This window comes from Candidatus Neptunochlamydia vexilliferae (assembly GCF_015356785.1).
Classification (GTDB): Bacteria; Chlamydiota; Chlamydiia; order Chlamydiales; family Simkaniaceae; genus Neptunichlamydia; species Neptunichlamydia vexilliferae.
In genome coordinates, this window is record NZ_JAAEJV010000054.1 from 1 (window position 1) to 13,308 (window position 13,308).

Here is a 13,308-nt window from a genome sequence, read left to right on the forward strand (position 1 = left end):
GGGTTTGGCAGATGGTGGGGTCGGCGGGGTTGTCCATATGGGGAAGGAGGAGGGTGGTGGAGCGGACGGTGAGTTTGTGTTCTCCGCTGTGGGGGAGGAGGTAGGGTTGCCAGATGGGGTCTGAGTCGATGAGGCGGAGGTGGTTGCTTTCTTGGGTGACCATGAAGTTGTCACTGCGGGCGTCTCCTAAGCGGAGGAGGAGGGTGAGGAGGAGTTGGATGGTGGCGCTTTCTTGGGTGATGTTGGTGAGGGTTTGGTTGGTTTCGATGTATTCTCTGAGGTTTTTGCCGGGGACTCCGATGGAGGCTTGGAGGATGTGGGAGGTGCGCTCGTAGTTGAAGGGGTAGGCTTTTTTTTCGGCGGCTGTGAAGTTTTTGAAGATTTTGCGGTGGGTGAGGGTTTGTTTTTCGAGGTGGGTTTGGATGTATTTTTTTCTTAGGGGGTTGTTGGTGTGTTTTTGGGAGATGGGGTCTTGGATCCAGATGTTTTGGATTTTTAAAAGGAGGGTGGCGGCGCTTCCATGGGTGGGGGAGAGGAGGTTGGAGAAGGATTTGACGAGGAATTCTTCTCCGGGGCTTAGGGGGTTGAATTGTTCTCTTTTGAGGAAGATCCCTTGGTGCTCCATGACGGCGCTGGCTCCATAGGCGTTTTGTTTTTTGTTTTGGCCATATTTGCCGAGGGAGCAGAGGCGTCTGCCGAGTTTTTGGGGAAGCTGGAGGGTGGGGCCGGAGGGTTGGTGGAGGAGGATGGGACCGGTGATTGTTTCGAGCCGTTTGTTGGCTGTCTGTGTGAGGACCTCTTTTTTGAATTGGTGGTAGAGGTTGATGAGGGTTTTGATCTCTTTTTGGAGGTTTTTGAGGTCGGTTCTTGTTTTTGCACTTTTTTCGAGTCTTGTGATTTCTTGGTCGATGGTTTGGAAGCTGGGATATTTTTGGGTGATTTTTTTGGTTAAGAGGGTATTGAGGCGGGTCTCGGCTCCTTCGGGGCTTTTTTTGGAGCGGCGACTAAAAAAGCCTCCTGATTTCGTGGGGGTTTGTGAGAAGAAGAGGGCGGTGAAGAGCGCTTCTGGGCGATGGATGTTTTGGAGCCAATCGGGGTCAACTCCCCTCTCGATGAGCTTGGCGATGGTGGTTTCTAGAGGATCGTGCTTGTCTGAGAGTCTTTGGATGGCAAGGGCGAGGGCAGAGCGGTCCGAGATGTAGCTGGAAAGGACCTGGTTGGAGCTGGAACTGGAGGAAGACATGGGATTCTCCTTGGGTTGGAGGGGGTTTTATTTTATGAAAAATCAATTTATAGAACGATTAAATATTTTAGCAAGTAGATTTTCGATCAAGAGATTAAAACCAAAGAGATCTCTAGTCATAACGTCCTCGCTACAGCCTCGAGGTTTATTCGCCAACAGCTCTTCGAAGTGTTCTTGATACAAAGTTGTTTAGACTCTCGCCTTCTTCTTTTGCTGCTATGTCGATTTTAGCATGCAGCTCTGGAGAGATTCTGAGATTAAACTTCCCAGAGTAGGGTTTATCAGGTTTTTCTCCCCGCTGTTTGCAAAACTCTAGGTAGTCATTCACTGAATCTTTAAAGGCTTGCTTAAGCTCATCTACGGAGCGACCCTGATATGTCACAACATCCTTAATCCCTACAACCGATCCATGAAAGATCTCAGCATCATCGTCATAAGTGACATCTCCTAAATAACCCTTATACTTCATCATAGTTTTACTCCTGCTGCTATGAGAAAGCGTTTCATATCGCGCAAAGCTCCTTTATCTGTCTCTTTTCTGGGGTGAGTTCTGTGAAATACTGACCTTACTCCATTGAGAGCAATCCTTACTCTAGAGCCAGATCCTTCGGAAATCTCTGCTCCCAGAGTTTTTAATAGAGCTTCTACGTCCTTCCAGGGCACTCCTGCCTGGACAGGCTCCTTAAAGACCAGCTCGAGTGTGCGCTTATGCTTTCTACTCATACTTTAATGGTACCATTTTTTAGTACTATTTGTCAATAAAAATATAAATGTCTGTCTTTGAGTTTTTTAGCCAACCCAAATAGCCATACCTGCTGCATATTGCTTGCAATGGCTAATAGAGATGAGAATTTGGGGGAAATTGAAGTTTTCGTTCAACACATCGGTAAACTCGACGATGGGGCGGCCGAGCTCATCGTTGGTGATCTCGATGTCGAGGAAGGAGACTGCCTTCCCGAAGCCGGTCCCAAGGGCCTTGGCGATCGCTTCTTTTGCCGAGAAGCGGCCCGCTAGGGGAGTAGCGGGATCTTTATGGGCAAGGCAGTAGTCAAGCTCCTTCTCGGTAAAGATCTTTTGGTAGAAGCGGGCTCCATGTTCATCGATCGTTTTGCGGATCCGATCGATTTCGATGATGTCATTGCCGATCCCCTTGATCATTACTCGTCCCCAGTACGCTTTTCTCCTTCTTCGAGGTCGGCGTCAAGGGCGTTACAGAAGATCATCCGCCCTGATGAGGTGTGCTTAACCGAGAGGACTTGCGCATCGATCACCTCGCCGATGAAGCTGCCACCGCCGTTGATGACGACCATCGTCCCATCATCGAGGTAGCCCACTCCTTGGCGGGGCTCTTTTCCGTACCGCTGCACCTTGATCTTGATCATCTCGCCCGTTTCCATCAGGGGTTTGAGGGCGTTGGAGAGTGTGTGAAGGTTGATGATCTGCACCCCTTCGATCGAGGCCATTTGGACCCGGCTGATGTCAGCGGTGATCATATTGGCATCGAGAAGGCGGGCCAGGCGGATGAATTTGCTGGTCGTATCTTTGACTTCAGGGAAGTCGGTATCATTGAAGCGGAGGCCGAGGTTTTCAAGATCTTCCATTTTTTTAATCACTTCTAGGGAGCGGCGAGCTTTTATTTTTGTCGTTTCATCTCCCGTTTCGGTTTGGGCATAAAGCTCCCTAATGATAAAGCGAGGGATGACGAGGTGCTTATCAAGAATCCCTGTTGAGCACACATCGATGATCCGCGCATCGGAAAGGACCGACGCGTCCACTAAGAGGTCCCGCTTTTTCTGCGCTGTGGGGGCAAACTTCACAAACGGTACGCTAATGTAAAGCTCGTCGGCAGCTCGCAGTATCATGATCGAGCCGAGGTAGGTTCCAAAGAGGAAAAGGGCCAGCTTAACGATTTCGAGGGTGACAGGTTCTAGGGTAAAAGAGATCGAGCTAAAGTCGAGGATTGCGTCGAAGAGGAGGACAAGTGCCTGCCCCATCAGGTAACCGATGAAAAGACCGATGATCGCAATGTTAAAGGAGCGGAGGGTGAACTTTCGAAAGACTCGGTCAAAAAACATCAAAGCAGCGCCAAAGGCAATACCCACTCCAACGCCAATGAGCGCCTTGGTCGTGAGGGTCCCTTCAGGACGGGAAACCATATAGATGGTCATGAAAAGGACTGAGATGATAGTAAAAAAAATCCGGATAAAAATAAGAGAGAGGTTCACGTAAAACTCCATTGGAGGACGTTGAATAACTCATTTGAACCAGCTGGAATGATCTTTTTTGCTAAAAACCCTTCCTCCAGCTCAACCAGCTCTTTTGGAGCTGGCCTCGCTAACCGGAGAAGTTTTTATCTAAAAAATCTCATTGCCATCTGGTCAAAGCAGTTAATGCAACGGCCTCCTTTATTAAATTTCTAACTTGTAGTAGCCTTATAACAAGTGAAGGAATTTTTATGAAGCTTTCTCATCGCAATGCCATTCTTTTTTCCGGACTCCTTTGGTTTGGGGTGGGAATTCTCCTCCTCACGAAGGGAATTGGTTACCTCGTAGAAGGGGGAAATGCCGTTCTTGCGGGAACCCATCAAGGATTTTCTCTTATTCAGCAAATGGGGCGCTTTTCAAACGATCCTAAGCAAGGAGCTCTTATATTGATTTGCCTGGCGCTTCTTGTTGGCTTTTTTAAAGGGCGCGTTGTTTTGAAAAAAACAGTGAACCGGATCGTCAACCGGATCCGCTCCTACCCTTCGCCGATTTCTCTTAAGGAGATGTACCCCAAAAGCTACTTTTTTCTCATCGGCGGAATGATGGGGATGGGGATGGTCTTTAAATTTCTTTCCCTCCCTCTAGACGTGAAGGGATTTGTCGATTTTACCATCGGCGCCGCTCTCATTAATGGGGCAATGCTCTATCTCCGCGCTGCTTTTGCTCCTGCCCAAGTTGGCCAATAAATCGAGTTATTGGCCAAAAAAATGGCCGATAACCCTTTTTCTTGACCGAAAATGGCCAATAAATTAGAGTTTAAATAGAAAAATGGCCAATAACTTGAAAAAATGGCCAATTTCTGATAATATTGGCCATATTAACCCGAATTTCGGGTTTATTTTGCTCGGCTCCAGAGGGAGTTTTGCTTAAATTTTCTTCTTTTGGATCGAAGGTAAGGGTCTAAATGGCCCTTTCCGAGATCAAAAAGGAGAAAAGAAAGCTAAAATCCCCTGAGGTTGAGTGAAATAAAATCGAAATTCAGGTTACTAGAATAAGGTGGTTTTATGGGGTCCCCTGATAAAAAACTAGCGGTTCTTCATCAGCTCAGCCAAGAGTTTGAGCCGATTAGTTTGAAAGAACTTCTAGGGAAACTGGGTGATGGTTATGTGGGGCGTAGCGTTCGGAGATGGCTTGCAGAGATGATAAAAGAAGGGCTTTTAGAAAAGATTGGAGATAAGCGGGGGGCAAAATATAAAGTTATTCATCGAGATAAGAGGAGTTCCTCAGCTGGAGGTGGCTGCTTTAGGGTTGAAAGTATGAAAGTAGTCGGCAAGATTAGGAGTCCAATTTATGAGCGTCACCCGATCTCTTATATCGACGAATGGTTGGAATCTTACGAGCCTAATGTCACTTATTATATCCCCGAAAGTTTTCGAGCGGAACTTTTAAAGGCAGGGACACGCAGCCAAGGAAGAGATCCTGCAGGGACTTATGCTCATCAGATTTTTAATAGGCTACTTATTGACCTTTCGTATAACTCTTCTAGATTAGAAGGGAACACCTATTCCCTTCTCGATACAAAACGGCTTGTTTTGGAAGGAGAGAGTGCTCAAGGAAAGCTTGATGAAGAAAAAGTCATGATCCTTAACCACAAAGAGGCCATTCGTTATTTAGTTGATACGGCACACCGTTTAGAAGTTTCTTATGAAACGATTTGTACACTTCATTATCTTCTTTCCGATGGGCTTTTAGGACAAGGGTATGGGGGAAAAGTAAGAGCGCATGGCGTCCGCATCACGGGTTCAACCTATGTGCCTTATGAAGACCCCAAAACTTTAGAAAGGCAACTAGAAAAAATTGCTCGAAAAGGGACTTTGATTATGGATCCTTATGAACAAAGTTTTTTTCTTCTTGTGCATATTAGTTATCTTCAGGCTTTCATAGATGTTAACAAACGGACGGCTCGCCTTAACTCGAATATCCCATTGATCAAAGGAAACCTTGTTCCTCTTTCATTTAATGATGTTGATCGAGATGATTATAGTTCTGCTGTTATTGCAATCTATGAACTTCAAGATATTCGTCCTTTATTAGACCTCTATATTTTTTCCTATATGCGAACATGTGCCATTTATGATGCTGCAGCTGAATCGATCGGTTTTGACGAGATACGTGTTCGGTATCGGCAAGAGCGGCGTGCTGTTATTCGGGAGATTATTCTTAAGGGTCTCACTGGAATACAAATGAAAGAGTATATTTCTCTTGAAGGAGCTCGGCTCATTCAAGAAAAAGATCGAGCAGCCTTTATCGAAGATGTCCTTGAAGATCTTAAGCTCATAGATCGAACTCGGATTGCAGGATTAGGGATTACTCCAGAGCAGCTAGAGGGCTGGCTTGCAAAAGATCACTTATGATAACCGGTTCCTTTTTCGATTTGGACCGCGCGGTAGATCTGCTCGAGGAGGATGAGGCGGGCAAATTGGTGGGTGAAGGTAAGGGGCGACAAAGAGATGGTGTGGCTTGCTTTAGCAAGAACCTTGGGAGCTAGCCCGTCGGGGCCTCCAATGATAAAGGTAAGGCGAGAACCTCCTCGTTCCCACGCCTGATAGAGAAATTTTGAAAAGGCTGGGGAGGTAAACGTTTGCCCCCCTGGATCTAAGCAGATGTAGGGCTCCTTGGGTAGAGCTTCTTTGAGTTCCCACTCAATGGCGACCGTTCCAGTAAGCCGCTTTTCATACTCGGCAAGGGCGGCATCGAGCCATGCCTCTTTGGTCTTTCCGGGAGAAATTATTTTTATTTTTAGCATCTTTTTTCCTAGTTTGGTACAACCTCTGGTTGCCACTTATATGTCAATTGAAGGGATTTTCGATTTTTTTTCAGGTTCAAGGGGGCAAAATGACCACATACTTTGATAAAGTAGGGGTCATTTTGCCCATCTGGACCTGGAGAAAAAGAAAAATTCAAGCAGTTGACAGTAGGTGACACCCAGAGGTATAATGATACTCGAATTTTGTTAGAGAGTGCAATGGATAATTATTTCTTTTGGGATGTCGACCCCATCGCCTTTACGATCCCCTTGATCAACCGACCGATTGCCTGGTATGGGATCCTCTTTGCGATCGGCTTCTTCCTCGGCTTTTACCTATTGGTTTCTCTTGTTAGAAAGGCTCAAGGTTGGGACAAAAAAGAGGCGGTTCGCTTTTCGGAAAAACTGACCGTCTATGTCATCATTGGGACGGTGGTTGGGGCCCGCCTTGGCCACATCCTATTTTATGAGAACTTGCGTGAGTATTTATTGCACCCCCTCGACATCTTAAAGACGTGGGAAGGGGGACTCGCCAGCCATGGGGGCGTTGTGGGGATTTTTATCGCCCTCACCGTCTTCTACTTTAGGCAGCGGAAGGTATCGATTTTGCGGACGGTTGACCTGATTGTTGTTCCCGCCCTTTTGGTGGGAACCCTGATCCGTTTGGGAAACTTTGTGAACCAAGAGGTTTTGGGGACGGTGACAACGGTTCCTTGGGCGGTTGTTTTTGGCCATCCGATCGACGGGAGCTTGCCGACGCCCCGCCACCCCGCGCAACTGTATGAAGCGCTCTTTTACTTTGCGATGTTTTTAACCTTTTGGAAGCTCTTTCCCCGCATGATTGCTCAGACGGGACGGCTGGCAGGACTCTTCTTTGTGGCGGTTTTTGCCTTCCGCTTTGGGGTGGAATTTCTCAAAGAAGAGCAGAGCCACCTCCTTGGAGAACACCTATTCACAATGGGGCAGTGGCTTTCGATTCCGCTTGTTTTTCTCGGGATTATACTGCTTTGGAAGGAACGAAGGGGAGAAGTTGATCAGACAACTTTTCTAGAGTCTCGGTAAGCTTTTCCTTCGTCCATTCAGGATGACGCCCTTTAAGGAGGGTTTTATGCCACAAGATAAACCGGTCGTAGGTCGACTGGCTCCCGTCGGTCAGAAGATTATACCACAGATATTTGTAGAGAATCCACAGCCGCTTTTCAAGCTGCTCCTCAAAAGAAGCGAGGAGGGGATAGTGTTTGGGAGCTTCTCGTTTCATGTGATCGATAAAGGTTTCATGGTTCACCTCGTCCTCGGTGAGGCGGAGCGTTTGCCACTCTTTTTCTAGGAAGCTCAGGAGGGGAGTTTTGGGGTCGAAGTGGACCGAGCGGATAAGCATATCGTTTTGGGCCACCCAGGTATCGACCTTTTCCTGCACCGTCTCTTCATCGAAATGAAGGGCATTTACCTTTTTGAAGAACTGGACAGTGTTGCTGATGATCATCCGGAACGATTGCTTGGGGTTGTCGATGAGGACATTGGCAAGCTCTTTTTCTAAAAGGGCGAGAAGATCGAGAGGGATATGGGAGAGAGGGGCCCCTCCCTCTTCGATCATTTTCCAGATGAGAAGCTCAAACTGTTCGAGCTGGGACTTACTTAAGCAGGGCAGTGTTATGGCCTGCTTATAAGCTACAAAAATGGCATCTTCGGAAGCGGCATCGCCCATCAGATGAAGTTCTGCATTGATAAAGACAAAAAGAGCCTGATCAAGGTCGGGAGGGAGCATCCCCTCTTTTCCAATATGACCGATCATGGCGCGGAGCTCTTTTTCGCTCACGTTTTTGGGAAGAGCTGCGGCAATGGTGTAAAGGGCTAAGATTCTTTGGATCAGCTCGACGCGGTGCTCATCACTTGTTAACTCTTGGTTAAACTTTCCCATTTCGATCTGGTTACGGACAAAACTTTCGATCTCTTTCCGCTCCTTTAAGGAAAAGTGGCAGGTAACTAAAGAGCTATGGTAGAGCTTTTCAGCCAAAATCATCGAAAGGGTCGAGGTAAGCTCGTTTTTTTTAGCGAGTGTTTTCACTTCGTTATAAGAGCTCAAAGTTTTGAGAATTTCCCTCTTCAAAAGACCGGGTTCTAAAGAGCACGCATTCAGGGAGTCAATTCCCAGTAAAGCGGAAGTAGGCACCACATCTTTTGCGCCGCATTCTTCCCCTATAGCGCCTGCGGCTATGGGGTCGTCATTTGGTGCAAAATCTATAGCACCTACTCCACTTTCCTTAGGAATGCACCCCCTGAACGCGTACTCTGAAGCAGATGTTTCTAGTTGCGTCTTAACGATCAGTTTATCGAGCTTATCATACTCATCATAGGGACTTTTTGCTTGAAAAGAGCTCAACCCTTTGAGGAGATGTTTTTGAACTGCCCAGACAATCTTAGTCAGATGGTCCACTTTGGGGCGGGTTCCCTCAAAGGTAGCGATACATTCTGAGAGCTTGACAGCGATATGTTCGGCAATGGTGTAAGGGGGAAGGTGGTAAGGGGCTGTTTCCGCTTTTAAATTCTCCCGGATCATATACTTGAGGTTCAACGCCCCATTTTCTTTGACGGCACCCCGCTGCCCCTGGATCTTTTCATAGTAGTAAGAGACCTTCTCCCACATTTTTTTAAGAGCAGAAGCGCCCAAACGGTACTTGGGAAATTTTTCCTTAAACTCAGGGAGGATTTTTGCAAGGAGATTTACCTCAATCTTTCCAGACCAACTTTTTGAGCTTCCCGACTCTTCGATCTCCCCCTTAATCTTCTTTGAAAGGAAAAGGCTTAAATCGGAAAAGGGGTCATAAAAATCTTCTGCCTCATCGATCGGGTAAAGGGGAGTCCCCCCTTCTATAAAACGGTAATCGGCTTGATTCATTTCATCATTTGGCTGATAAAGACCTGACATAAAAAAGACCCGCTTATTTGAACACTTGATTCCTTCTATGGCAACTCCAATTATTTTTTTCCAAGCTTTTTCTTGCAAAAAACAACAAAAAAATTTAGAAGGGAGATTAAAACTAATTTTCAGAGGTGTTTTCATGAAGACGTTCTTGCTAGCCTGTATGATTTTTCTAACCAATATCGGTTTCTGTAATGATCCGACAAAAAATATCCATTTCCCAGCTCCTGCAGCTCCTAACGGCCATAATGCCGTTTCCTGTATGGACGGAGGATTCTCTCTTAAAGGGGAGTTTTTATGGTGGCGTGCTCAGATGGGTAACCTTGACTATGCCTTTAAATCGGGAACAACGATCTCTTTAGTTCCCCCTATTGTTGCAAGTACTAAGATCCGAGAGCCCGATTTTTCGTTTGATCCCGGTGTCCGGTTAAGCCTTGGCTACGACTTTGGAAAAGAGCGGGCTGACCTATTTTTAAAGTGGACCTATCACTATACCGACGCCACAGACCAAACAGGAAACTCTAGGACTTCAGGAAGCCTTATCTCAACGAAAGACTTAATCTCTGAGAACGGGGTTCTTGTCATTACGAGCGCAGATAGTGGCAAAATCCAATGGCAAACCCGTCTAAATATGTTCGACCTTAACATGGGATATGAGTACTTTATAGGTCCCCGATTTTCTGTAAGACCTTTTATGGGACTTAAAGGGACCTGGATCGATATGGATACTGCCGTTAATTACCAAAGTGTTACAGGTCCAACCTCTAGCTTTTCTTCTGTTCGCTTTAAAAATAAGGCTGATTACTGGGGAGTGGGTCCTCAGGTGGGCGTCGATGGTTCTTTCCACCTTGGGTGGGGCTTCTCAATCTTTAGCAATAGCTCCATTGCATTTGTGTACGGAAATTATGACCAAGAGTTTAAACAAACAACCTCCGCAGGAGGAAGAATCACTGCCAAGCACGATAGCTTCTCAAGGCAGCGGGCGATTGGAGCTATTGCCATTGGGCTCAACTGGACCCACTGTTTTTCCAATCACTACCTGCTAGGGTTTAACCTCGGTTGGGAAGGGCAATACTTTTGGAACCAGTACCAGTTCCGGTTTGCAAAAGACTCGACCTACCATGGAGACTTGACCTATACCGGACTCAATGCAGGAATTCGTTTTGACTTTTGATCACTTACTTGGCATAATAAGAACTTTAGTAGAACCCAAGGCTAAACCATGAATCACATGACTATTATGGGACATCTCGGGGCCGATCCCGAAGTCCGTTTCACTTCCTCAGGACAAAAAGTGACCACCCTCCGTGTGGCAAGCAACCAAAGACGGGGAGGACAAGACCACACCTTTTGGTGGCGGGTCACCATTTGGGGAGAGCACCTCGACAAAATTCTTTCTTATTTCAAGAAAGGGAGCGCTATTGTTTTGATGGGGGAAATGCGTAAACCCGAGATTTATACCGATAAGAATGGGCAGCCCCAAATCTCTCTTGATTTTGTTGCGCATAACATCTCCTTTCCTCCTTTCGGAAAAGGAGACCAGCAACAAACAACTTCAACCTATGGCAGCAGTGTTTCAGAGCAACAGGCAACCCCCGCCTATAGCAGCGCTCCCGAGCAGCAACCTCCTATTCAACAAGGACAAGGAGAACAACCAGCTAGCTCTTCTGCCTTTAGCGAGGATGAGATACCCTTTTAATGGATTTTGCAACCCCTTCCAAACGGCCTAAAGCCGACCTTGTTGTCGTCCCCTGTTTCAAAACGAAAAAGGGGGCAGTTCTTGCTGCCACTGTTTCCGACCTCAAAGGAGCGGTAACCCCGATCCTCAAAGCCGGAGACTTTAACGGCGAAGAAGGGGCAACCATGCTTGCCTACCTGACCGGCAAAACCGAAAAGCGACTCCTTTTCCTCGGTCTTGGAGAGGAGAGCTGCACAATGGAGGGGCTCCGTAGGGCCTATGCTGCGGCGATGAAGCGGTGCCAAAATAAAAAATGGCCCACCGTCAATTTCCTCCTCCCCAAACATCCCAAACTCGCCGTTGACGACGTCACCCGCGCCGTTTCCGAGGGGATCGCACTCAGCAGCTATGTCTTCGATGAGTGGAAGTCCAAAGAGGGAAAAAAGCCTTTCTTCATTAAGAAGGCAAACCTGATTGGCGCCAAAAACAAAACCATTCCAGCCAAAACCTTAAAAATCTTAAGTGGTGTGAACCTTGCGCGGAACCTCATTAACCGGAACGCCCTTGACATCACCCCCCAAGCTTTAGGGAAAGAGGCCGAAAAAATCGCCACGGCTTTCCCCGTGGTTAAAGCGACCATCCTCAACAAAAAAGCGCTTGAAAAAGAGAAGATGGGACTCCTTCTTGCTGTGGGAAATGGTTCCTCCATGGATCCTGCCCTTATCATGCTCGAGTATAAAGGAGCACCCCGCTCCGATGACCTCACAATGGTTGTGGGGAAAGGGGTCACCTTTGATACCGGAGGACTCAACCTCAAGCCGACCAACTTTATCGAAGATATGCGGACCGACATGGGAGGAGGAGCAGCAGCCATTGGGTTGATCCAAGCTGCCGCCAGCCTCAAGCTCAAGGTCAATATCGTTGCCGTTGTTCCCGCAACAGAAAACGCCATGGATGCCCATAGCTATAAGCCAGGCGATGTCTATCGCGCCCACAGCGGAAAAACGGTTGAAATTACCAATACCGATGCCGAAGGAAGGCTTATCCTTGCCGACGCCCTCTCCTATGGACAAAAGCGATTTAAGCCAAACCGCATCATCGACATGGCGACCCTGACCGGAGCCGCTGTCGTTGCCCTTGGGGAAGAGCGAGCAGCCCTTTTTTCCAATAACGATACGCTTGCCAAACTGTGCGAAAAAGCAGGGGAGACAACCGGTGAAAAAGTGTGGCGGATGCCCCTGGATCCCGAGTACCGCAGCCTCATGGACTCGAGTATCGCTGACATCCGTAATGCAGGAAAAAAGCGGGCTGCTGGGTGCATCACCGCCGCCATTTTCCTTCAAGAGTTCGTCGAAAAAAAGACCCCCTGGATCCACCTCGATATCGCAGGGACAGGCTTTATCGACGCTCCTGAGCACTACCACCTCTCTCAGGCAACAGGATTTGGGATCCGCCTTCTGATCGAAATGATTGAATGTTTGTCATCAAAGTAGACATACCGCTCCTCAACTTCCTCAAGGAGAAAACCAACCTATCTGGCCGCGCCATCAAGCAGGCCCTCGAGCAAGGAGGGTGCCGCGTGAACGGAACCCTCGAGCGCTTTGCCTCCACCAAGCTAAAAAAAGGGGACAAAGTCTCCTTCCGTCTTCCTAAAAAAACCGAGGTCCCCTCTCTCACCATCCTCCGTCAAGAGCCCACCTTTACCCTCTTTAATAAACCCTCTGGCATCGTAACTGCCGCCCCTCCCGGCCACCACCTCGTTCACCGCCTCGATAAGAGAACCTCTGGGGTGCTTCTGATGGCCCGTACCCTTCCAGCCAAAAAAGCGCTCGAAGCCGCCTTTAAAAAGCGGGAGGTGAAAAAGGTCTATATTGCTTTAGTGAAGGGGATCCCCCGCAAAACAGAAGGGACGATTGAAAATACCTTAGTGAAGAAAGGGGCGTTTCAGGGGCAGACCCTTTACGGTTCGGCCCGCAATGGAAAACTTGCCATTACCCATTGGAAAGTGCTTAAGAAGCAGAAGGGGTGTTCCCTGATCGAGCTTCATCCCGAGACGGGGCGCACCCACCAGCTTAGGGTCCATATGGCCGAGATGGGACATCCCATCCTCGGTGATCTTCAATATGGGCGGCAGGTGAGCTTTTCCCCAGAGATCGATCGCCTATGCCTCTATGCCTACCGCCTCACCTTTCCCCACCCACAGACAGGGAAGAAGGTGCAGGTGACTGCACCTCTTCCAAAGGGCTTTAAGCTTTTACTTGATCGGTAAGGGCAGGGGCTTTTGTTGGTCTGAAGTAGTAGTAAGCAAGGCCTAGCACTAGAATAGCGAGGATGGAGATTCCTATCATAGTACGTTTATGTTTTGCGTCAACTATTTTTGCCGGTTAGCGACAATTATCTTTGCCGCTTTACCTCTCTCAGATTAACTGCGTAATTTCTGTATAATCTGTTCCTGTT

14 protein-coding genes are annotated in these 13,308 nt (G+C 47.7%); 7 read left to right on the forward strand and 7 right to left on the reverse strand.

The features are described from left to right. From NEPTK9_RS07780 to NEPTK9_RS07800, 5 genes are all read right to left on the reverse strand, one after another. Window positions 1-1,243 (reverse strand): hypothetical protein (locus tag NEPTK9_RS07780; RefSeq protein WP_194848270.1); only part of this gene is annotated, 1,243 nt, incomplete at its 3' end. Between the two features lie 145 nt (window positions 1,244-1,388). Next, a complete protein-coding gene (locus NEPTK9_RS07785; protein ID WP_194848282.1) occupies window positions 1,389-1,712 on the reverse strand; it encodes a type II toxin-antitoxin system HicB family antitoxin in 324 nt (107 codons plus the stop codon). After that, on the reverse strand, window positions 1,712-1,966 hold the full coding sequence (locus NEPTK9_RS07790) for a type II toxin-antitoxin system HicA family toxin (RefSeq protein WP_194848271.1): 255 nt from the start codon (window positions 1,964-1,966) through the stop codon (window positions 1,712-1,714). Before NEPTK9_RS07790 ends, NEPTK9_RS07785 begins: the two co-directional genes overlap by 1 nt. Before the next feature lie 66 nt (window positions 1,967-2,032). Continuing rightward, window positions 2,033-2,401, reverse strand: a complete 369-nt coding sequence (acpS, locus tag NEPTK9_RS07795) for a holo-ACP synthase (protein WP_194848272.1) — start codon at window positions 2,399-2,401, stop codon at window positions 2,033-2,035. Further along, window positions 2,401-3,468, reverse strand: a complete 1,068-nt coding sequence (locus NEPTK9_RS07800) for a PIN/TRAM domain-containing protein (RefSeq protein ID WP_320412058.1) — start codon at window positions 3,466-3,468, stop codon at window positions 2,401-2,403. Before NEPTK9_RS07800 ends, acpS begins: the two co-directional genes overlap by 1 nt. 230 nt (window positions 3,469-3,698) lie before the next feature. Here NEPTK9_RS07800 and NEPTK9_RS07805 point away from each other — a divergent pair, with 230 nt between their 5' ends. Further along, on the forward strand, window positions 3,699-4,193 hold the full coding sequence (locus tag NEPTK9_RS07805; RefSeq protein ID WP_194848273.1) for a hypothetical protein: 495 nt from the start codon (window positions 3,699-3,701) through the stop codon (window positions 4,191-4,193). A 318-nt stretch (window positions 4,194-4,511) separates the two neighbouring features. Continuing rightward, a complete protein-coding gene (locus tag NEPTK9_RS07810; protein ID WP_194848274.1) occupies window positions 4,512-5,861 on the forward strand; it encodes a Fic family protein in 1,350 nt (449 codons plus the stop codon). On the opposite strand, the gene NEPTK9_RS07815 is transcribed toward NEPTK9_RS07810, so the two are convergent. After that, window positions 5,852-6,253: a 23S rRNA (pseudouridine(1915)-N(3))-methyltransferase RlmH gene (locus NEPTK9_RS07815; protein WP_194848275.1), complete on the reverse strand. Its 402-nt coding sequence runs from the start codon at window positions 6,251-6,253 to the stop codon at window positions 5,852-5,854. The two genes, NEPTK9_RS07810 and NEPTK9_RS07815, sit on opposite strands and share 10 nt — an antisense overlap. A 219-nt stretch (window positions 6,254-6,472) precedes the next feature. Between NEPTK9_RS07815 and lgt the strand changes: the two genes are divergently transcribed. Then, entirely contained in the window at window positions 6,473-7,315 is an 843-nt protein-coding gene (gene lgt, locus NEPTK9_RS07820; RefSeq protein ID WP_194848276.1) for a prolipoprotein diacylglyceryl transferase, read from the forward strand. Here lgt and NEPTK9_RS07825 read toward each other — a convergent pair. Beyond that, window positions 7,251-9,149, reverse strand: coding sequence for a hypothetical protein (locus tag NEPTK9_RS07825; RefSeq protein WP_194848277.1), 1,899 nt, complete (start codon window positions 9,147-9,149; stop codon window positions 7,251-7,253). The two genes, lgt and NEPTK9_RS07825, sit on opposite strands and share 65 nt — an antisense overlap. 163 nt (window positions 9,150-9,312) lie before the next feature. Between NEPTK9_RS07825 and NEPTK9_RS07830 the strand changes: the two genes are divergently transcribed. The 4 genes from NEPTK9_RS07830 to NEPTK9_RS07845 are packed head-to-tail and all read left to right on the forward strand — an operon-like array spanning window position 9,313 to window position 13,120. Then, window positions 9,313-10,347, forward strand: coding sequence for an Lpg1974 family pore-forming outer membrane protein (locus tag NEPTK9_RS07830; RefSeq protein WP_194848278.1), 1,035 nt, complete (start codon window positions 9,313-9,315; stop codon window positions 10,345-10,347). A gap of 48 nt (window positions 10,348-10,395) precedes the next feature. Continuing rightward, window positions 10,396-10,872 carry a single-stranded DNA-binding protein gene (ssb, locus tag NEPTK9_RS07835; protein ID WP_194848279.1) on the forward strand — a complete coding sequence of 159 codons (477 nt, stop codon included), beginning with the start codon at window positions 10,396-10,398 and terminating at the stop codon, window positions 10,870-10,872. Continuing rightward, a complete protein-coding gene (locus tag NEPTK9_RS07840; protein ID WP_194848280.1) occupies window positions 10,872-12,344 on the forward strand; it encodes a leucyl aminopeptidase in 1,473 nt (490 codons plus the stop codon). The genes ssb and NEPTK9_RS07840 overlap by 1 nt, the downstream gene beginning before the upstream one ends. Next, on the forward strand, window positions 12,326-13,120 hold the full coding sequence (locus tag NEPTK9_RS07845; RefSeq protein WP_194848281.1) for an RluA family pseudouridine synthase: 795 nt from the start codon (window positions 12,326-12,328) through the stop codon (window positions 13,118-13,120). Before NEPTK9_RS07840 ends, NEPTK9_RS07845 begins: the two co-directional genes overlap by 19 nt. Window positions 13,121-13,308: the final 188 nt, after the last annotated feature.